Raw genomic sequence first — 19,058 nt, forward strand, 5'->3', positions numbered from 1 at the left:
TCTTGTAGCCGTCGCGACAGACTCCAGCCAGGGCCTTCACATGGCCATCCACACCCTCTTCCGGTGCTGCACTCTCCTGGGAGATGCCTGGGCTTGCGGTCTCCAGCTCGGCCTCATCCGGTGCATTGCACCCCGAGAAAGCGAGCGAGATGGCCAGGGAAATCCACGCAAACCCATTCACAGATCCAATCACTTTCATGTTTTTCATGAAAGTGAAACTAAGAAAGAAAAACAGAGGTGTCAAGATGAAAAGGGGCGTCCACTGCTGAATCCATTCGAGCGAGCCGTCACAGTCCTGGCGAAGTCCAAGCCGCCGTTTGCAAGGCGGGCTTGATCCGGTTGCGTGGCTCTCCCGCCCTTCGAGCAGTGAGCCCGATCGGTGGAGAGGCCGCACAGCCCCTTGAGGTACACGCCTGCACAGGCCACGCGCCCCTCATGGGCGAGACAGGGAGCTTGGGCTTGTGGGCAATTGCGGCATGGCGCTCAACTCCCACCAAGCAGCGGTGACCCTCGCGCCGTGTCCGCTTCGAAGGCCACGTGGGTCGTCCAAGCACTCCAAGCTCGCGCGCACCTCAGCGGCTGCCGTCAGGGATGCCAGACCTGGCGCCTGCCACCTCTCAACGCCAGCCTCGGCGGGTAGTTTGAGAGGATGAACTGCGGGAAATTGAACAAAATTGGCCAATTTTTTTGTTTCCAGCACCAAGGTCTCAACCCGCTTCTGTAATTTCTCGGACCTGGTCGGCACTCAGTCGTCTGGATGGCATGATGCGATTCCGTCGAGAGCAACTACGCAAAATGGCCGGTGGCAGCGAAACGCTGCTGCAGTATGCCATTGCGACTCAGGTGATTGAAGAGCACTCCTACATAGTGCACAATTTACCGAAAGACCTCTTGAACGACATGATCAGATCCGGACTGAACACCGCACGAGGTTTTGGACTGTCGGCACCAAACGATCTATCCGCCTTTGTTCTGTTGATGTTTGAAGTGGGCCCTGAATTTCACCGCCACCCAAGCGTGCTGAGGGTGCTTGAGGATCCAGCAGTGGAACCTGCCAAGAAGCTATCGACATTGTTTGAGCGTGTACCCGATACCGTTTGGGACGACATCGAGGCAACCATCGATCGCCAAACGTGGTTTCCCGACTCGTCAACCACGTGAGTCCTGGATTCGTGAACCATGGGTGCAAGCCTTCAGAATCCAGACATCAAGAACCAACTGGACAAGCTCCAAAACGATACAGTTAAAGCAAGTTCGGATTTGAAGTGGGAGTTGGCTCAATCTGCCGTGGACGCTGCCGGACTCGTCGATCCGACGCCGATCAGCGATGCCATTGGTGCAGTCATGAGCGCCGCGCGGGGCGATTGGTTCGGCGCCGGCATGTCTCTGGTGTCCATGCTTCCGTACGCGGGCGATGCAATCGGCAAAACCGCCAAGGGTGCAAAGGTGCTGGCGCGCATTGCCACCTTGCGCAAGCGAATCGCCGACAATGTCGTGCGAGGTCGGCAAATCGTTGCCAATGCATTAAAACAGGATGCGGCGGCGATCCGTGCCAAACGGGCTTTGAAAAAAAGCGAAAAGATTGAGGAGGGCATTGTCAAGGGCTGTCCGGTTGGGGGTAACCGTTTTGGCACGCAAAGCCCCAAGGAAGGCTGGATTAGCGGCGAGCGAGGCGATGGCAAATGGGATCCGTCGAAGTCTGGCCTGAACAAGGACAGTATCGATGATATTGAATCAGTCACCGGGGGCAAGCCAATCCAGTGGAAGGATGGCAACCCGGAGTTTTCCGAGTATACCTACAAGGCCAAAGGTCCAGAGGGTGAACTGATCGACGCGAAGGTGGAGATCCAACTCAGTCCCACGGGCGACCGCAACGCCGACTTCATCAACGCCAGGCAGGCCATGGCCGAAAAGCTTGGCCAGGACAAGTTCAAAGAGCCGGATGGATGGACTTGGCATCACAAGGAAGACGGTACCACCATGGAGTTGATTCCGTCGGATCTTCACAACAATGTGCCCCACTCTGGTGGGGTGTCAATAGCCAAGGACCCCTCTTACTAAACCCTTCCCGCGCACCCAAACTGGAGGCGTCATGAGCGTCATCATCAGCGAAAGTAAGGCCCCCCTGTCGGCCAACGATCTTGCCAACGTCGAGCGCGAACTCGGCGTCGTCCTTCCGGACGATTACAAATCATTCATGCTCCAGCACAACGGCGGAACCACCGAGCCAGACGGCTTCGCCATCAGGTGGCGCGAAGGTCAGAAAGGGGCCGATGACTGGAAGACTTCGACGCTTTCACGTTTATACTACGTCTGGAACGAGCGACTGTCCAATCTGGTTCGCAACAACAAGACGACCTTCAAGGACAGAATCCCCTCGGATACCATCACGGTGGGCGCGGACGCCGGCGGCAATCAAATACTGTTGGTGGTCTCAGGACTCAACAAGGGCAAAGTACTGTTCTGGGTCAAGGATTACGAAGCCAGTGATGGCGATACGTCTGGGTACGACAACGTAGGCGTGTTGGCCGACAGCTTCGAAGAATTCATCAACCACAAACTCTTCTGACAAATTGACAACTTTCTCCTCGACCTGGATTGAGAACTGGCCAGAAAGCGTAAGGTGTCTATCCTTCCGACAGCAAGGAATTCGCCTCGATTTCGAGGAGGTCCGCGCGATTGGGCGGCGCAATGGATTGTACCCTCATCTGTTCGAATCGTTGAATGTCGGGGACGTGCTGACCGCACTGTCTCGACGATTGGACTGCGCACTGGTCGAGTTTTCCGGCGGCGCCTTCGTCCGCCTCGGGTCCCGAAGCCCCAAAGACACGCCGCTCGCCATTCTCACCGGATGCCGAGCGGAACGCGGCCAGGACGTCATCCGCTTATTGACCGATGGCTCACGGCGCATCTTCCATGACCTGTGGATTGCTTTACGCAACAACCATCAGCCCTGGATTTTCCTGCGTGAATGGCATGACATCGCCTGGACTCGCGAGTGGCGATGCTTTCTTCGGGACGGCAGGCTGGTAGGTATCAGCCAGTACCATCTCAAATGGACCATCGATGCGAACGATCGCGAACGCCTTCAACAAAGCCTGCCATCCATTCAGCGGATCATGATGACTCTAGATCGTGAAATGGGCAGAGAACCCATGGTGTTCGACGTGGGCCTGGACATCGAAAGCACTCGGTCCGTCACACTGATCGAATTGAACCCCTGGGGTCCCCCGACTGAGGCGGGTCTTTTCAGCTGGGCCGCCAACGATTTCGATGGTTCGGTGCGCACACGTTGAACTGAGCTGATGCTGGAGCGTTTGAATGGACGACGGCCTTGGGCTGTGAACCCGGTCGATGGACAGGTCGCGCAGTCCCTTAGCGCCGAGCACGACGCGTCGCGTCGGCGGGCGGTTCCCCGGACCGCGGCTCAGTCCACCGATCCTTGGATGGCCGCCATCAACGACTCCGCCACCGTGCGGACACGCGCGGTCCCGCGCAGATCCGGATGAGTGACCAACCAGACCTCGTAGTCCGCCTTGCGGGTGCGGCCGGGCCAGATCCGCACCAGGCCTTCCTTCTCGCCCATGTAGACCGGCATCTCGCCGATGCCGAGCCCGGCGGCGACGGCGCGCCTCACCAGCAGACTGGAATTGAGCGCCGCCGCGATGCGGCCCTGACGCGCTGGTTCATCGAGCAGCGTGAGCCCCTTGCCGCCCTCCAGGTAGCCCTTGTAGGCGACCAGGTCATGCCCGGCGAACTCGGTGTTCGGCGCCGGCTCGCCGCGCGCCGCCAGATAACCCTCGCTGGCGAAGAGCGCCACCGGCCATCGTGTGATCCGGCGGACGAACAGATCCGGGTTCTCCGGCTTCATGTTGCGGATGGCGATGTCCGCCTGTCGCCGCGTCAGGTTGAGCATCTGGGTCGAGACTTCGAGGTCGACGCGGATGCCGGGCTGAGCCTCGTGCAGCGCCGCGAGCGCCGGGATGAGGAAGTCGATCGCGATCGAGTCGGTGCAGGTGACCCGCACCGTGCCGCTGAGCGCCTCGTCCTGGCCGTCGACCTTGGCCTGCAACTCCAGCGCGGCGCTTTCCATCCGGCGGGCGGCGGCGAGCGCGGACTCGCCGGCCGGCGTGAGCAGATAGCCGTCGGACGCGCGCAGGAACAGCCTGGCGCCGAGGTCCCGTTCCATCGCGGCGATGCGGCGCCCGACGGTCGCCTGGTCCACGCCCAGGGCGCGCGCGGCGCCGCGCAGGCTGGCCTCGCGGCTCAGGGCGAGAAAGATGCGGGTGTCGTCCCAGTTCATCCGGCGGTCCTCGGTCTGCCCTCGATGGGGTGATGCATGACTGCATCACATGGATGAGAAGGTGCAGCGACTCTACAACGCCTCGACGCCCTAACCTCGCGCCCCGCGTGTCCGCGCTCGATGCGGACCGGGAAGGGACAAGACATGACCATCCATCGCTCCACCACCGGCGCCAGCGCGGGCGCCACCGCCAGGACCCCGTGGGCCATCTTCGCGGGCCTGTCCGCCAGCCTCGTCGGCATCGGCCTGGCGCGCTTCGCCTACACGCCGCTGCTGCCGCCGATGATCCAGCAGCACTGGTTCGCGGCCTCCAGCGTGGCGTCGCTGGGCGCGGCCAACCTCGCCGGCTACCTCATCGGCGCACTCAGCGGACGCGGCCTGGCGCGCCACGGGTCACCGGTGGCGGTGATTCGGCTGATGATGCTGCTGACCTCGGTGTCCTTCCTCGCCTGCGCGTTTCCGCTCTCGGAGGTCTGGTTCTTCTGCTGGCGCCTGCTCTCCGGCGTGTCCGGCGGCGCGATCATGGTGCTGGTGTCCGGCGTGGTGCTGCATCAGGTGCCGGCCGGGAAGCGCGGCCTGGCCAGCGGCGCGATCTTTCTCGGCATCGGCCTGGGCGTGGCGCTCTCCGGCACGCTGGTGCCATTGATGCTGACCGTCAGCCTGCGCGCCGCCTGGCTCACCCTGGGCGTCGCCGCGCTGCTGCTGACCTTCGCGAGCTGGGGCGCCTGGCCGGCACAGGACGGCGCACACAAGGTGCCGACGCTGGCGTCGCCGCGGCGCGGCCGCATGTCGCGGCCGATGCGGCTGCTGATGGCGCAATACGCGCTGATGGCGGTGGGTCTGGTGCCGGAGATGATGTTCCTGGTGGACTACATCGGCCGCGCGCTCGGCAAGGGCGGTGGCCTGGGTGCGGCGGCCTGGGTGGCCTACGGCGTCGGCGCGATGGCCGGCCCGGTGCTCTACGGCCTGGCCGCGGACCGATGGGGCGCGCGCGCCGCGATCCGGCTGGCGCTGGCGGCCCAGGTGCTCGCGGTGCTCGGTCTGATGGCCGCGACAGACAATGCCGCGCTGATCGCGCTGGCGGCGGTGATCGGCTCCTTCCCCGCCGGCGTGGTGCCGCTGGCGCTCGGTCGGGTGCATGAGCTGATGGAGGACCCTCACGCCCGCCAGGCGATGTGGAGCCGGGCGACCGTCTCCTTCGCGCTATCGCAGGCAATCAGTGGCTATGCCTGTTCGGCGGTCTATGGCCTGACCGGCGGCCATCACCTGGTGCTCTTCGGGTTGGGCGCCAGCGCGTTGCTGATTGCCTTCGCAATCGATGCGCGCGGGCAGGATGCGCGCCATCGGCCGGCCGTGGCCCACGCGGCGCACCGAGCCGCATGACTCCGAGGGCTGGCGGATGTTGCTCCGGAAGCAACAACGGCCGTGAGCCTGTTTTTCCAGCGCTCGCCTTGCTTCAATGTCTGACTCGCATTCATGCTCTCCCGGCTCGACGGCATGCCGCCGTCGATGGGGAGGAAAACCTGGATGCGTACCCGGATGCTCGCAGCTTGTGTCACGTTCGCGCTCACTGCTTGTGACACGGAACCGCTGGACCTTACAGCCGGTGAGGCAAAGGTCGACGCCACCGACCTCGGCTCCACCCAGGACATCCAGACGGCCCTCGCCGCCTTCCCCTCGACGCAGGTGCTCGGCACGCACGAGAACGGCGTTCCATACATGGTTCGCGGTAACTTCGGCTCGACCCACCTGTCGCCTCGGGGGCTCGTGGCCCGGGATGCCCACGCGCTCGTCAGCTCGGCCCTGGCCGGCATCGCTCCCATGTTCCGCCTGAATGCCTCGGATCTCGTCGCGCGCCAGCTCTCCGTGGACGAACAAGGCCATACCCATCTCCGCTATGCCCAGACGAAGAACGGGCTGCCGGTCGTGGGCCACGAGCTGGTCGTCCACGTGGATGACGAGGGCCGCATCTACGCCGCCAATGGCTCGGCCCGCGACGGCGAGCCGCTCACCTCCCGCGCCCGGATCTCCTCCGAGGCCGCGCGCGTCGTGGCGCTCGAGAGCACTCCCGGGGGCGGCTCCACGGAGACGCCGCGACTCGTCTACGTGCGTTCCCGTGCGGATGGGCGGTTGAAGCTGGTCTTCGAGACCCTCGTGATGGGCGGGCACGCGGGCAAACCCGTGAAGGACCACGTCTTCGTCAATGCCCTCGACGGCTCCGTCGTGGAGCGCACCTCGGACATCCACGACGCGCTCAACCGCTCCGTGTACTCGGCCAACAACGGCACCTCGCTGCCCGGCATCCTCAAACGCAGCGAGGGCCAGGCGCCCACCGGTGACGCCATCGTGGACAAGGTCTATGACAACCTTGGAATCTTCTACAACTGCTTCTATGACAACTTCGGGCGCGATGGGATCACGGGTACGCAGGTACGCGCCACCGTCCACTACGGCAGCAACTACGCGGGTGCCTTCTGGGATGGCAACCACCTCGTCTGCGGTGACGGAGATGGCGTCAACAGTGGTCCGTTGTGCATCGATCCGGATGTCATCGTCCACGAGCTCACCCACGGCGTGACGGAGGCCGATTCCGGCCTCACCTACTCGGGCGAGTCCGGTGGCCTCAACGAGGGCCTGAGCGACATCTTCGCCGCCTATTGCGAGAGCTGGACGCGCAACTGGTCCACGGACCTGGACGTGTGGAAGATTGGCGAGGACGTCTGGACGCCCGCCACCGCGGGTGACGCGGTCCGCTACATGTACGATCCGGCGCTGGACGGTGCCTCGCTCGACTTCTGGACGAGCTCCGCCGGCGGCAACGACGTGCACTACAGCTCGGGCATCGCCAACCTGGCGTTCAAGCTGCTGTCCACGGGCGGCACGCACCCGCGCGGCAAGTCGACCCTCGTCGTACCGGGCATTGGAGTGCAGAAGGCGGGCGCCATCCTCTACACGGCCAACAGGGACCTCTTCACGGCGTCCACCAGCTTCGCCCAGGCGAAGACCTACACCGAGTATACCGCGACGGCGCTCTACGGGACCGGTGCGACCGAGGTGACGGCGGTGACGGCGGCCTGGTCCGCGGTGGGAGTGGGCGTGCCGGCGCCTCCCCCGGCGGCCAGCCCGCTGACCAACGGCGTGGCGAAGACGGGCCTGTCGGGCGCCTCGGGCTCGGAGACCTACTACTACCTGGACGTCCCGGCCGGCATGGCTTCGACCTTCGTCCTCAGCGGCGGCACGGGTGACGCGGACCTGTATGTGAAGGCTGGCTCCGCGCCGACCAAGACCTCGTATGACTGCCGTCCATACCAGAGCGGCAACAACGAGACATGCAACATCGCCGCGAGGACCACGGCCACCCGTATCTACGTGCTGCTGCGCGGCTACAGCACGTATGCGAGCGCCTCGCTCAAGGGCAGCTACTAAGCTGCGCCTTGATGACATGGGGGGTGAAATCGCCACGGGAGCATTCTCGGTGGGCGACAGACCCTCCTGGCGTTATGAGGGCGCCATGAACCTGCTCAAGACCGTTGTCATCACGGGCGCACTGCTGTGGACGCTGCCGAGCGCGGCCCAGAACAGCGCCGTCGCCACGCCCTTCGCGACCGCGAAGGACATCGACACCTGGATGGAGAAGAACCGGAACTGGCGACGCTGGGGTCCCGAGGATCAGCTCGGCGCCGTGAATCTGATCTCCGCCGCCAAGCGCAAGGACGCCGCGCGGCTCGTCCGGGAAGGCGTCTCCGTCTCCCTCGCACATCCGCTGGAGACCCAGAAGGCCGAGGATGTCCCGTACCCGCTCGGCCACGACATGCTCTTCACAGGTGAGTCCCCGGACTCCACGTACAGCGCCGACTCCCTGTCCATCGGGTTCCATGGCTTCTCGCACACACACCTCGATGCGCTCTGCCACATCTTCCATCAGGGCAAGATGTTCAACGGGTACGATCAGAATCTCGTCACCGCGAAGGGTTGCGCCACGCTCGCCGTGAGCGCGCTCAAGGACGGGATCCTGACACGCGGAGTGCTCATCGACCTGCCGGCCTTCCAGGGCGTCCCCTATCTGGAGCCAGGCACCGCCATCCACGCGAAGGATCTCGAGGCCTGGGAGAAGAAGACGAAGGTCCGCGTGACCAGTGGTGACGCCGTCATCATCCGCACGGGCCGCTGGGCCCGCCGCGCCGCCGTGGGACCCTGGGATGTGTCGAAGCAAGCCGCGGGACTGCACGCCTCCACCGCCGACTGGTTCAAGAAGCGGGGGGTCGCCGTCGTCGCCACGGATGTCGGTCTGGATGTGATTCCCTCCGGCGTGGAGGGCTCTTTTCTTCCGGTGCATGTGATGCTGATCAACGCCCTGGGCATCCACGTCATCGACAACGCCGACCCCGAGGCGCTGAGCAAGGCCGCCGCCGAGCGCAAGCGCCATGACTTCCTGCTCGGCATCGCCCCCTTGAACGTGGAAGGCGGCACGGGCTCTCCCGTCAACCCCATCGCGGTCTTCTGAGGTTCAGGCGATCGGGGCGTGGACTTCCCGCGAGGGCCGTCCCGCCCCCGGGGGGCTCAGCTCCACCACGCGGCCGGGCATCTTCACCAGCTCCAGGATTATCATTGAGGTCCGGGCTGACCCGGAATACCATGTAATCTCCTCCAAAGAGAGATGGGGATACGGGAGCGAGCGTGCTCCCATGATCCCAGGAGCCATCCATGTCCAAGCGTTGCATGCTGTCGCTGGCGCTCGCCGGCGTGTCGCTCGCCGTGTCCCCGGCGGTCGCGCAGACCGTCGGCGACCCACAGAACCCGATCTTCCGCAACATGTACACCGCCGATCCCTCGGCGCATGTCTGGGCCGACGGACGGCTCTATGTCTATCCATCGCATGACATCGCCCCACCGCGCGGTGCCGACCTCATGGACGAGTACCATGTCTACTCGACCAACGACATGGTCAACTGGGTCGATCACGGCGAGATCCTGCGCGCCTCCAACGTGCCCTGGGGAAGGCCGGAGGGCGGCTTCATGTGGGCGCCCGATGTGGCCTACAAGAACGGTATCTATTACTTCTACTTCCCCCATCCCAGTGGAACGGACTGGAACAACACCTGGAAGATCGGCGTGGCGACGAGCACACAGCCGGCGGCGAACTTCACCGTGCAGGGATACATCCAGGGACTGGAATCGCTGATCGATCCCGCGGTGTTCGTCGATGACGATGGCCAAGCGTATCTGTATTACGGTGGGGGAGGCATCGCCAAGGGGGGCAAGCTCAAGGCCAACATGATGGAGATCGACGGCCAGATGCAGACCATGCAGGGTCTGGTCGACTTCCACGAGGCCTCGTGGGTGCACAAGCGCAACGGGCTCTACTACCTGTCGTACGCGGACAACTACGACCAGAATGGCGACCACAACCGCATGCGCTACGCCACGAGCACGAGCCCGCTCGGTCCGTGGACGTATCGTGGCGTCTACATCGACTCCACGGACAGCTATACGAACCACGGCTCGATCGTGCAGTACAAGGGGCAGTGGTATGCCTTCTACCACACGAGCATGCTGTCGGGGAATGATTGGCTTCGCTCGGTCAGCGTCGACAAGCTGTATTACAACAGCGACGGCACGATCCAGTTGGTCAATCAGACGAAGCAGCACGGCACGCCACACTTCGCCACCCCGCTGGCGATTCCGGGACAGATCCAGGCGGAGGACTACGACAACGGTGCACAAGGCGTGGCGTACAGCGATGGCAGTCCGCAGAACGAAGGCGGCGCGTACCGGCCGAACGAAGGCGTCGATGTCGGCACGATTCCCAGCGGAGGCTTCCACGTCGGTTGGGTGAGCTCCTCGGAGTGGGTGGAGTACACGGTGAACGTGGCGACGAGCGGCACGTATACCGTGTCCGCCCGGGTCGCGACGCAGACGACCAATGGCAGCTCGTTGCGCATCCTGTTCGACGGAAAGAAGGTGGGCACCCTCACCGTGCCGAACACCGGAGAGTGGCAGACCTATACGACGGTGAGCACGCAGGTGAACCTGGAGGCTGGCAAGCACATCATCCAGCTGCGTTTTGGTGACGCGCTCAATCTGGATCACTTGACGTTCACGAAGCAGTAACGAGGTGTGGAGGTCCCCGGGCTTCCCCCTTCAGGGGGCTGGTCCGGGCCCCCTCCGTCGTGCCCATGGAGGACCGGGCTCCCCCTCTCCACTGCTCGTGAAGGGAAGTTCTCCGGTAGAGTCCCCCGCCCTCTCCGCCCGCGCGATCTGGAGCCCATGTCCTCCGTCTCCCCAGAGCCCCCCCGGCCCGAAGCCTCTCCGCCCCGATGGCTCGTCCCCACCCTGGGCGTGGGACTCACCCTCCTCTTCTTCCATCGGGCCGTCTTCTCCGCCAACGTCTTCTTCCTGCGCGACGTGCAGCAAGTCTACGTACCGCTGTGGGAATACTGGCGCGAGCGGGTGCTCGGGGGGGAGTTTCCCCAGTGGTATCCCTTCGATGGGCTCGGGCAGCCCTACGTGGGCATGGTCGTCTCCGGCGCCTTCCACCCGGCCCAGGTGCTGTCGCTGGTGCTACCCGGGGCGCAGGGCCTCAAGTGGCTCATGCTGCTGTGCTTCCCGGTGGCGTTCCTCGGCATGAGCGCGCTGGGGCGGCGGCTCGGGTGGGGGCTCGGGGCCGCGCTGCTCGCGGCGATGAGCTACACCTTCAGCGGCTACCTCGTCAGCATCACCAACAACACCCTGTACCTCCTGGCGGCCGTCACCGTGCCCTGGGTGTTCTGGGCGCTGGAGGGCTTTCTCAGGGCACCCACGGTGGGACGGGGGCTCGGGGTCGCCGTGCTGCTCGGGCTCGTGCTGCTCGCCGGCGACGTGCAGGGCTACGCGGTCTGTCTGGGCGGGGCCCTGCTGTGGAGCGTGAGCCGCCCGGCGTCCGGAGGCACGCCCCGCGCGCTGCTGGGGATGCTGGGAGTGGGGGTCGTCTCCCTGCTGCTGTGCGCGGTGCAGATCCTCCCGACGCTGGCGGGGCTGGGCGAGGTGCGCGCCTCGAATCAGACGCTGGCGCAGGCGACGGAGTGGTCCGTCCATCCCATGCGGCTGGTGGAGCTGGTGCTCGGGCCCCTGTTCGCGGGCGATTCCGGCGAGCCCGTCCAGGTGGCCATCAGTGCGTGGCTGCTGTCCACGTCGAGGACCGAGCTGTGGGCGGACTCGTTCTATCTCGGCGCGCCCGCGCTCGTGCTGGCGGGCGTGGCGGTGACCCGGGTGCGGGGGCCGCGCGCGGCCTTGCTGCTCGCCGCCGCCCTGGGGGTGGTGCTGCTGGCGCTCGGCAAGCACACGCCGCTCTACGGCTGGGTGTTCGATTGGGTGCCGCCGTGGCGGGCCTTCCGCTACCCCGAGAAGCTGATGACGTTCGTCACCTTCACGGTGTGCCTGGCGGCGGGCGTGGGGTGGGAGCGGCTCGAGCACGCGCCCGACGTCCGGCGCCGGATGGGGCACGGCGTGCTCGGGCTGGGCGGACTGGTGCTCGCGGTGGGCGGCGCGGAGTGGCTCGGCCACGTGTTCTCCGAGGGGATGTTGTCCGGCCTGTGGATGGGGCCGCCATGGCCCGAGGCCCAGCGGCGCATCGGCGAGCACTTCGTGCTGGGCTGTGGGCTGGCGGGCGGGAGCCTGCTCGCGTTGGGGGGCATCCTCGGCGGGGTGCGCTCGGCGGAGGCGCGGGCCGGGCTCGTGGGGGTGGTGGGCTTCGGGGGGCTGCTGCTGGCCAATGGCGACATCTACAAGGTGGGAGAGCCGGAGCTGTTCGACGAGCCAACGCCCTTCGTCCTGCGCATCCAGGAGGAGCTGCGCGAGCAGTTCGGTCCGCCGCCTCGGGTGTACCGGCTGTTGGGCCGCTACTACACGCCGCACCCCTTGCCACTGCCCACCTTGGCGGAGACGAACGCGCTCATCATGGGCGCCTCACTGATGCCGCTCGTGCCAGCGCTCTTCGGCCTGGAGAGCTCGAGCGCGTACATGCCCGCCGTGTCGCGACGGGTGGCGGACGTGCAGGCGGAGACGAGATCCTGGGTGCGTCGCACCGCGGGCCTGTTCCACACGCGCTACTTCATCCTCTCGAGCGAGTCGAGCGAGGTCACCGCACTGGTGGCGGAGCCGCTCCGGGTGCTGGAGCGGCTGGACGCCTTCGGGCTGTGGCTGGTGGAGGACTCGAACGCGCTGCCACGCGCGTACCTCGCCCACCCGCGCTGTGTGACGGCTCCGAGAGAGGCGCTGCGGCGGCTCGGGAGCATCCAGGCCCCGCGCGAGGTGGTGGTGGAGTGCGCGGCGCCCCTGCCCGAGCCGCCGCTGGAGGCACCCCGGGGCGAGGTCACCGCCGTCCGATCCCTACCGGAGCGGGTGGAGGTGGAGGTGCAGGCGCGGGGCGGAGAGGTGCTGGTGCTCAACGACGCCTACTACGGAGGATGGACGGCGAGCGTGGACGGGGAGCCGGTGCCCATCCTGCCCGCCAATGGGGCGGTGCGCGCGGTGGCGGTGCCCCCGGGGGCGCATCAGGTGGTCTTCCGCTACCGCACGCCCGGGCTGGCCGTGGGCGCCGGGGTGAGCCTGGGCACGCTGCTCGTGCTGCTCGGCGTGGATGGAGTGCTACGGCGGCGGCTCACGCCAAGGGCCGGGAGAACAACGAGTTTCTCGTGAGCCCCGAGAGGCGGCCGGAGGGCGCCTGGCCGCTTGCGTCCGGCGGACAAGCGAGACCCGGGGCCTGGCGAAGGAGACCGTCGGCGTGGCCCTGGATGCCCGCGAACTGGAAGCCGATCACAAAGCCGGACTCGGTTCTCCATCCATTTGGGCCGGTTTTCCAAATCCTCCCTACCGGAGGAGCCGGAGCCCGAATCACCCACATGGAGGCCGTCATGAAGAACCGTCGCAAGAATGGTGAGTACCTCGGCAGTCTGCTGGGCTGAAGCTGGCTATCAGGCCAGGGGGATGTTCCCCCTGGCTTGTTTATTTCCAGTGGCCTTGTTTTTCCCTGAAGGAACTCGTCATGAAGCCAGCCTCCATCTCTCCAGCCCGAATTCGTCAGTTTGGCGATCCAGAAGATGCCGCCTTCTGTCTTGTGACAAACAGGGAGTTCATCAGCCAGATCCACCTGGAACGAGAGGGCGGATATAGCGACTACCTCATTCTCGAGTATGAGAATGGGGATCGGTTCAGTGAATTGCTCGCGAAGAAAATCCCGGAGCATGCGCACATTCTGGTGATCTCCCCCAATGCGTTCTTCCAGTCTCCTCGCGCCGAGGAGTTGGGCAGTCGGCGCAAGTTACTCGCCATGGCCTGCAACTCGACACCCACCGCATGGGACATGATCCCCCGCTTCCTGAAGATCGTCGAGGATACCGATCCGGAAGAGCAGCAGCGCTTCACGGACCGTTTCTTCGCGATGGGAGAGGCCTCCGCCTATCTGGAGTTCGTCGACGAGCGGTATGGCACGCGAGCCAGGCTCGAACATCTCGACGAGCGCTACTTGTGGAACGAGCAGGCGGGTCTGCTCAACTGGGGCGGCCAGCAGCTCGCCCCCTCGGGAGAGATCAGCGTCCTGCCGCTCCACATCTGGGACTTCGATTCCAACCTCTACTTGAAGTTCAATGGCACCATCGCCATCCAGGGCTACCCCATCCTGCACAATGGCACGCCCAGCTTCCTGCGTGCCGATCAGGCCCGTATCCATGGGCAGCTCGCCTGCCTCTCACGGGAGGCGCTCATCGCGACGGTGGAGAACGGCAGGATCGTCGATCTCAAGGCAGCGGGGCCCGAGGCACAGCCCGCACATGACATGATGACCGCGATGTTCGAGGTCGATTCCCGCTACCGCATCATCTGGGAACTGGGCTTCGCCATCAACACACACTCGACCATCGTGCCAGGCAATTTCGCGATGAACGAGGTCTTCGGCGCGGAGAATGGCACGATCCACTTCGGCCTCGGCTTGACCCCCCACACCCAGTACCACCTCGACCTCATCTGCCCTGGCCTCACGGTACTCACCGACAAGGGCCAGGTCGTGCTCGGCCGCCGCGGGCCCGTCGGCGCCATGCCACGTGTGCGCGCAGAGGGTTGTGCGTGCCTGGAGTGATGCTCCAGAGCCGGACGGGACTGGCGCGCTCGATCTCCGTCGGGCTCGCGCTGTTTCCGGTGGGACTGTTGTTCGGGTTGACCGCCGCACAAAATGGCTGGCGGCCAATGGAAGTCTTCGCGCTCAGCGCGATCGGCTTCACGGGGAGCGGCCAGTTCGCCCTGCTGGCGCTGACCAAGGAGGGAGTTGCTCCCCTGCTGATCTTCTTGATCATCCTGCTGATCAACCTGCGCTATGTGCCCATGGCGTTCACCGCCGCCAGAGGCATGGACGGGGCCGTGGGCAAGCGGGCGACGTTGGCTCACTTCGTCAGCGACGAGTCCTATGCGGTCGAGCAGATCGCCGACCCGCCCGCCGTGCGCGCGTCGATCCGGCTCTGGATCGCCCTCTTCTGGGTCGCGTCCACTACCGCCGGGGCCCTCGTCGCCATGTTGCTGCCGGCGCATTGGGCGGGCTCCATCGGCGCGGTCACCTTTCCAGCCAACGCGTTGCTCATCCTGCTGGCGCTGCTGCGCGTGCGAGCCTTCGTGGAGCGCCTGGGCCGGCGCGGCCTGGCGGCGATCCTGGCAAGTCTCCCCATCGCGCTCGGCATCCGGATCCTTCTGGGCAGCAAGCTGTTCTGGCTGCCCAGCATCCTCCTGGTCGGGCTCACCATCCATTGGATCTGCAAAGCGAGGGACGCGTCGTGACGACCACGGCCTGGATCGGTATCACCCTCTTGCTGGGTGTCAGCCTGGTCGTCCGCGTCTTTCCGGCCTTGCTGCGCCCGCCCCTCTCCCAGGCCACGCTGGAGCAGATCGAGACCATCCTGCCCATTGCCGTGCTGATCAACCTGGCCATCTTCTCCGCGAGCAGCGAGATAGCGGCGGCGCCTGGCCCGGCGCTGCTGGGGCTGGGGATCCTGGGCGTGTTGACGTTCGCAGCGCGTACCGTTCCCATCCTGGTGACGCTGATCGCGTCCACCACCGCTTTCCTCCTGCTCCTCACGGCGCTGAATCGCTGAGGCCTGGGGCATCGGCACCGCACAGCTCCAGGAGGACCAGGGAGCTCGCCTCCGCCGGGCCATCCGTCACATCAGATCGCAGCCGTGTCCATCCAGTTGGCCCCGGGATGCGCTGGGCCGATCCCGCGAATGGACCACGCTGACGGATGGTGTCTGTATGCAAGAGGCAATGCTCATCGAAGATGGGGTTGACGGCCGGGACACTCCGGGAGTGGTGGACGAGGTTCCCGCCGGAGTGCTCGAGAAGCTGAAGGAGTGGGTGAAGACGTTCGACCCTTCCGCCCGACTCCAGCTTCCACGGCACCTGGTCCACAAGAGCGATCCACGCAACGTCTTCATCGCCCGGCTCGAGCGCGTCTCGGAGGCACGGCCAGACGAACTCGCGGCGCAGCTCATCTTCGACCCAACCCATCCGTACCACTTCGAGCACCCGCAGGACCACGTCCCGGGAATGATGCTCATGGAGGCAGGTCGGCAACTCGGGCTGGCGGTGACGCACCTGTTCTACGGGGTAGCGCTGGACGCCATGTTCGTGCTCAACGACGTGAAGGCCCGCTTCCGCCGCTTCGCGGAGCTGGGCGAGCCCGTCTTCGTGTACTCGGCCGTGCACGAGAAGGAGTACCGGCGGGGGCGCCTCATCTCGATGCGCCAGGCGGGGCTCTTCATCCAGCGGGGCGAGTTCCTCGGCTCGATGGAGGGAAGCTGGAGCGTGTACGACCGGCGGCTCATGGAGCGGCTCCGGCGCCGACCGCGGCCGGGGGATGGATCGGCCACTTCCCGCCCGATGACGGCCCCTGCCACGGAGTGATGCCCATGACGAAACACTATGTGGTGGTGGGGGGCGGTGTGTCCGGCATCGCCGCGGCGCACTACCTCCGGGAGGCGGGGGCCGAGGTGGAGCTCGTCGAGCAGGAGGACACGCTGGGCGGGCGCGTGGCGCCAGCGTTGCTCGACGGCCAGCCCATCGAGCTGGGGGGCAAGAACATCGGCCGACGCTACCTCCTCTTCCGCGAGTTCGCGCGGAAGATGGGGCAGACGGACTTCGAGCCTTTCGGCATCAACTCCTCGCGCGTGCGGCCCGACGGCCGGCTGATGACCGTGGACAGCTCGCACCGATGGCGCGGCGTGCGGGAACTGATGCGGGCCTGTCCTTCCTCGGACCTGCTCCGCTTCGCCACGCTCTGCGCGCGCGCGATCTCCCGCCCGGAGAACGGCTACCTGGGCTCCGTCCGCTTCGATGCCCTCGGAGAGCACCGGGATGACCGCCCGCTGAGCGCGTACTTCAGCCAGGCCTTCAGCGAGGCCGTGCTCCGCCCCATGGTGGTCCGGATGAATGGCGCCGAGCCGGACGAGGTCTTCCCCGGCAACGTCGGCACCAACCTCCGGATGCTCCTGGACACGTACGAGCAGCCGAAGCGCGGCATGCGGGCCCTCTTCGATCGCTTCGCGAGGACCGTGCGGGTGACGCGAGGCACTCGCGCCCGAGGGTTGGTGGTGCGGGGCGGGCGGGTAGCGGCCCTGGAACTGGAGGGGCCCGGGGGCGCCCGCGAGGAGCGCACGTGTGATGGGGTGCTGCTCGCCCTGCCCGCGCACCCCAGCGCCGCGCTGCTGGCTCCGCACGCGCCGGGTCTGGCCCTGGCGCTCGGCCACGTGCGCTACTTCCCGGTGCTGGTGGTGGTGGCCCGGTACGCGCGGAAGGTCTTCTCCCCCTCCACCCGCGCGCTCGTCTTCGGCCCGGAGCACCCGCTGAGCAACGCGGGGGCGTACGGCATCAACGCCCTGGACGTGGTGCGCTACACGTTCAGCGGGCGCACCGCACGCCGGGCCCTGGCGGCCGGGACGGACGTGGAGGCGCTGCTGCGCGTGGGAGAGAAACTGCTCGGCCACCACTTCCCCGTCCACCCCGCCGAGCGGGTGGCCTCCGTCGCGCGGCGCTTCGAGCCGGGACTGTGCGCCTACACGCCCCACCATGCCCGCCTGCGGCGCGAGCTGAACGCTGGCCTGGGGAGGCTCCACGGCCTCCAGCTCGCCGGGGACTACCTGCGGGGCGCCTCCATCGAGGCCTGCTTCCGCGCGGCGAAGGAATCCGCGGGGCGGATGCTGAGGAACCGATGAGCGGCGCTGACTCGCCACCTGACGAGTGCAAGCAAAGGAGAGAACGGATGCGGAAATACTATCTGGGGCCGGAGGCCAGCCATGAAGTGCCGTTCAAGAGGCTCCTGGCGATCTCCCACTACATCATGCCCAACTTCGGCACTCTGGAGTGGGATCGGGTCTCGCGCGAGCAGGTGGACAAGAACCTGCGCTCGCTGCAGGACCCGGGAGGGGCGCTGAACGACGAGCTGATGATGTACATCCACGTGCCGTACTGCCAGTCGTTCTGCCATTACTGCAACTTCAACAAGAACCACTATCCCTGGCAGGACGAGGAGCGGCTCCAGCGCTACACGGACTACCTCATCAAGGAGATCGACTACTACCTGTCGCTCCCCTACGTGCAGGCGCGGAGATTCACGGCCATCTACATCGGGGGAGGAAGCCCTTCCACGCTCCCGGTCTCGGCAGTGGAGCGGCTGTTCGCGCACCTCGCGAAGGTAGCGCCGGGGTTCGACACCCTCGAGAAGACGTTCACGGGCGAGCCGCGCACGCTGCGCAAGCCGGAGCTGCTGAAGGTACTCCACGACTACGGCTTCGACCGCGTGACGTTCGGCATCGAGACGCTCAACCCGGAGATCCACAAGAAGATAGGCCGGTGGGACTCTCCGAGCGACGTGGACGCGGTGTTCGAGGGGCTGGAGAAGCTGGGGTACGAGGGCGACCGCTGCGTCGACCTCATGTATGACCTGCCGGGGCAATCGCTGGTGGGCTTCCAGGAGGAGCTGGCGACACTGGTGGAGCACTACCGACCGGACGAGATCGACGCGTTCGGGACCGTGTACCTGCCGTACCGGCCGCTGCACAAGCTCATCCTCGACGGACGGGTGCCACAACCTGGGAGCATCTGGCAGCTCCTGCGGATGCGCGAGCACCTGTATGACTACCTGCTGGAGAACGACTACCACAACACCATCGCCGAGACGTACTCGCGCAAGCCCCAGCGCAGCATGTACCAGACGGCGCACTGCGCGCGGCAGGACATCATCGGCATCGGCTGCGCGGCACGCAGCAACATCAAGGACATGGTGTCCATCAACCCGGACAAGGTCGATGTCTGGATGAACAACATCGATCAGTACGGGGTGTCCACGCAGACACTGCAGAGCATCGGGCGGAGCGGAGTGCTGGACCGGATCATGGTGATGTTCCCGCGCTACAAGGAACTCTCCAAGGAGTTGCTCGACCGCTACTCGGACGTGGAGCACTTCGAGCAGGTGGAGGACGTCCTGCGCTCGCATCTCGAGGTGGGGTGCGTGGAGGAGCAGGAGGGCCGGTACGTCGTCAACAAGCTGGGCGTCATCTGGCACGGCAACCTGCAGACGGACTACATGGAGCGTTCGCTGAACCTGCAGGGAAAGGTCCTCCTGAAGGTCATCTCGGAGAAGGAGAGCCACTTCGATCGAGAGGAGCGCTTCAAGGTGAACAAGGCGACCCGGTTCATCGCGAAGCACATCGACAAGTACCCGAAGCTGATGAAGTAGCCC

16 protein-coding genes are annotated in these 19,058 nt (G+C 65.6%); 15 read left to right on the plus strand and 1 reads right to left on the minus strand.

The annotated features are described in order from the left end of the window. Positions 1–762 precede the first annotated feature (762 nt). From CYFUS_RS50985 to CYFUS_RS28860, 4 genes are all read left to right on the plus strand, one after another. The gene (locus CYFUS_RS50985; protein WP_157758711.1) at positions 763–1,161 is read left to right on the plus strand and encodes a hypothetical protein; all 399 of its coding nucleotides are present in this window, start codon (positions 763–765) and stop codon (positions 1,159–1,161) included. A gap of 18 nt (positions 1,162–1,179) precedes the next feature. Then, positions 1,180–2,061 (plus strand): HNH endonuclease, encoded by an 882-nt coding sequence (locus CYFUS_RS28850; protein ID WP_095988150.1) that lies wholly within the window; start codon positions 1,180–1,182, stop codon positions 2,059–2,061. 31 nt (positions 2,062–2,092) lie between these two features. After that, on the plus strand, positions 2,093–2,569 hold the full coding sequence (locus CYFUS_RS28855) for an SMI1/KNR4 family protein (protein ID WP_095988151.1): 477 nt from the start codon (positions 2,093–2,095) through the stop codon (positions 2,567–2,569). Positions 2,570–2,735: 166 nt separating this feature from the next. Continuing rightward, positions 2,736–3,296 (plus strand): ATP-grasp domain-containing protein, encoded by a 561-nt coding sequence (locus CYFUS_RS28860; protein WP_157758712.1) that lies wholly within the window; start codon positions 2,736–2,738, stop codon positions 3,294–3,296. A gap of 131 nt (positions 3,297–3,427) precedes the next feature. Here the strand turns inward: CYFUS_RS28860 and CYFUS_RS28865 are convergent, their stop codons facing one another. Further along, positions 3,428–4,303, minus strand: a complete 876-nt coding sequence (locus tag CYFUS_RS28865; RefSeq protein ID WP_095988153.1) for a LysR family transcriptional regulator — start codon at positions 4,301–4,303, stop codon at positions 3,428–3,430. A 144-nt stretch (positions 4,304–4,447) separates the two neighbouring features. On the opposite strand from CYFUS_RS28865, the gene CYFUS_RS28870 reads away from it, so the two are divergent. The 11 genes from CYFUS_RS28870 (at position 4,448) to CYFUS_RS28920 (ending at position 19,055) form a co-directional block, all read left to right on the plus strand. Next, entirely contained in the window at positions 4,448–5,686 is a 1,239-nt protein-coding gene (locus CYFUS_RS28870; RefSeq protein ID WP_095988154.1) for a YbfB/YjiJ family MFS transporter, read from the plus strand. Positions 5,687–5,830: 144 nt separating this feature from the next. Next, the gene (locus CYFUS_RS28875; RefSeq protein ID WP_232536868.1) at positions 5,831–7,729 is read left to right on the plus strand and encodes a M4 family metallopeptidase; all 1,899 of its coding nucleotides are present in this window, start codon (positions 5,831–5,833) and stop codon (positions 7,727–7,729) included. 85 nt (positions 7,730–7,814) lie between these two features. Continuing rightward, positions 7,815–8,807: a cyclase family protein gene (locus CYFUS_RS28880; protein ID WP_095988156.1), complete on the plus strand. Its 993-nt coding sequence runs from the start codon at positions 7,815–7,817 to the stop codon at positions 8,805–8,807. 200 nt (positions 8,808–9,007) lie between these two features. Further along, positions 9,008–10,414, plus strand: a complete 1,407-nt coding sequence (locus tag CYFUS_RS28885) for a family 43 glycosylhydrolase (RefSeq protein ID WP_095988157.1) — start codon at positions 9,008–9,010, stop codon at positions 10,412–10,414. Between the two features lie 156 nt (positions 10,415–10,570). Beyond that, a complete protein-coding gene (locus CYFUS_RS54055) occupies positions 10,571–12,979 on the plus strand; it encodes a YfhO family protein (protein ID WP_095988158.1) in 2,409 nt (802 codons plus the stop codon). A 346-nt stretch (positions 12,980–13,325) separates the two neighbouring features. Then, positions 13,326–14,414, plus strand: coding sequence for a hypothetical protein (locus CYFUS_RS28895; protein WP_095988159.1), 1,089 nt, complete (start codon positions 13,326–13,328; stop codon positions 14,412–14,414). Continuing rightward, on the plus strand, positions 14,414–15,103 hold the full coding sequence (locus CYFUS_RS28900; protein ID WP_095988160.1) for an AzlC family ABC transporter permease: 690 nt from the start codon (positions 14,414–14,416) through the stop codon (positions 15,101–15,103). The genes CYFUS_RS28895 and CYFUS_RS28900 overlap by 1 nt, the downstream gene beginning before the upstream one ends. Further along, positions 15,100–15,417: a hypothetical protein gene (locus CYFUS_RS28905; RefSeq protein ID WP_095988161.1), complete on the plus strand. Its 318-nt coding sequence runs from the start codon at positions 15,100–15,102 to the stop codon at positions 15,415–15,417. Before CYFUS_RS28900 ends, CYFUS_RS28905 begins: the two co-directional genes overlap by 4 nt. A gap of 169 nt (positions 15,418–15,586) precedes the next feature. Further along, the gene (locus CYFUS_RS28910; protein WP_157758713.1) at positions 15,587–16,225 is read left to right on the plus strand and encodes an AfsA-related hotdog domain-containing protein; all 639 of its coding nucleotides are present in this window, start codon (positions 15,587–15,589) and stop codon (positions 16,223–16,225) included. A gap of 5 nt (positions 16,226–16,230) precedes the next feature. Continuing rightward, positions 16,231–17,532: an FAD-dependent oxidoreductase gene (locus CYFUS_RS28915; RefSeq protein ID WP_157758714.1), complete on the plus strand. Its 1,302-nt coding sequence runs from the start codon at positions 16,231–16,233 to the stop codon at positions 17,530–17,532. A gap of 47 nt (positions 17,533–17,579) precedes the next feature. Further along, complete coding sequence (locus CYFUS_RS28920) at positions 17,580–19,055, plus strand: coproporphyrinogen-III oxidase family protein (RefSeq protein WP_157758715.1); 1,476 nt, start codon at positions 17,580–17,582, stop codon at positions 19,053–19,055. Positions 19,056–19,058: the final 3 nt, after the last annotated feature.

The organism is Cystobacter fuscus (assembly GCF_002305875.1).
Lineage (GTDB): Bacteria > Myxococcota > Myxococcia > Myxococcales > Myxococcaceae > Cystobacter > Cystobacter fuscus_A.

What these genes read in the sequence shown, in the direction of transcription:
- CYFUS_RS28850 (WP_095988150.1), top strand. Translation starts at nt 1,180, where the DNA reads ATGGGTGCAAGCCTTCAGAATCCAGACATCAAGAACCAACTGGACAAG.
- CYFUS_RS28870 (WP_095988154.1), top strand. Translation starts at nt 4,448, where the DNA reads ATGACCATCCATCGCTCCACCACCGGCGCCAGCGCGGGCGCCACCGCC.
- CYFUS_RS28915 (WP_157758714.1), top strand. Translation starts at nt 16,231, where the DNA reads ATGACGAAACACTATGTGGTGGTGGGGGGCGGTGTGTCCGGCATCGCC.
- CYFUS_RS28880 (WP_095988156.1), top strand. Translation starts at nt 7,815, where the DNA reads ATGAACCTGCTCAAGACCGTTGTCATCACGGGCGCACTGCTGTGGACG.
- CYFUS_RS28865 (WP_095988153.1), bottom strand. Translation starts at nt 4,303, where the DNA reads ATGAACTGGGACGACACCCGCATCTTTCTCGCCCTGAGCCGCGAGGCC.
- CYFUS_RS28900 (WP_095988160.1), top strand. Translation starts at nt 14,414, where the DNA reads ATGCTCCAGAGCCGGACGGGACTGGCGCGCTCGATCTCCGTCGGGCTC.
- CYFUS_RS28855 (WP_095988151.1), top strand. Translation starts at nt 2,093, where the DNA reads ATGAGCGTCATCATCAGCGAAAGTAAGGCCCCCCTGTCGGCCAACGAT.
- CYFUS_RS28875 (WP_232536868.1), top strand. Translation starts at nt 5,831, where the DNA reads ATGCGTACCCGGATGCTCGCAGCTTGTGTCACGTTCGCGCTCACTGCT.
- CYFUS_RS28895 (WP_095988159.1), top strand. Translation starts at nt 13,326, where the DNA reads ATGAAGCCAGCCTCCATCTCTCCAGCCCGAATTCGTCAGTTTGGCGAT.
- CYFUS_RS28920 (WP_157758715.1), top strand. Translation starts at nt 17,580, where the DNA reads ATGCGGAAATACTATCTGGGGCCGGAGGCCAGCCATGAAGTGCCGTTC.
- CYFUS_RS54055 (WP_095988158.1), top strand. Translation starts at nt 10,571, where the DNA reads ATGTCCTCCGTCTCCCCAGAGCCCCCCCGGCCCGAAGCCTCTCCGCCC.
- CYFUS_RS50985 (WP_157758711.1), top strand. Translation starts at nt 763, where the DNA reads ATGATGCGATTCCGTCGAGAGCAACTACGCAAAATGGCCGGTGGCAGC.
- CYFUS_RS28885 (WP_095988157.1), top strand. Translation starts at nt 9,008, where the DNA reads ATGTCCAAGCGTTGCATGCTGTCGCTGGCGCTCGCCGGCGTGTCGCTC.
- CYFUS_RS28910 (WP_157758713.1), top strand. Translation starts at nt 15,587, where the DNA reads ATGCTCATCGAAGATGGGGTTGACGGCCGGGACACTCCGGGAGTGGTG.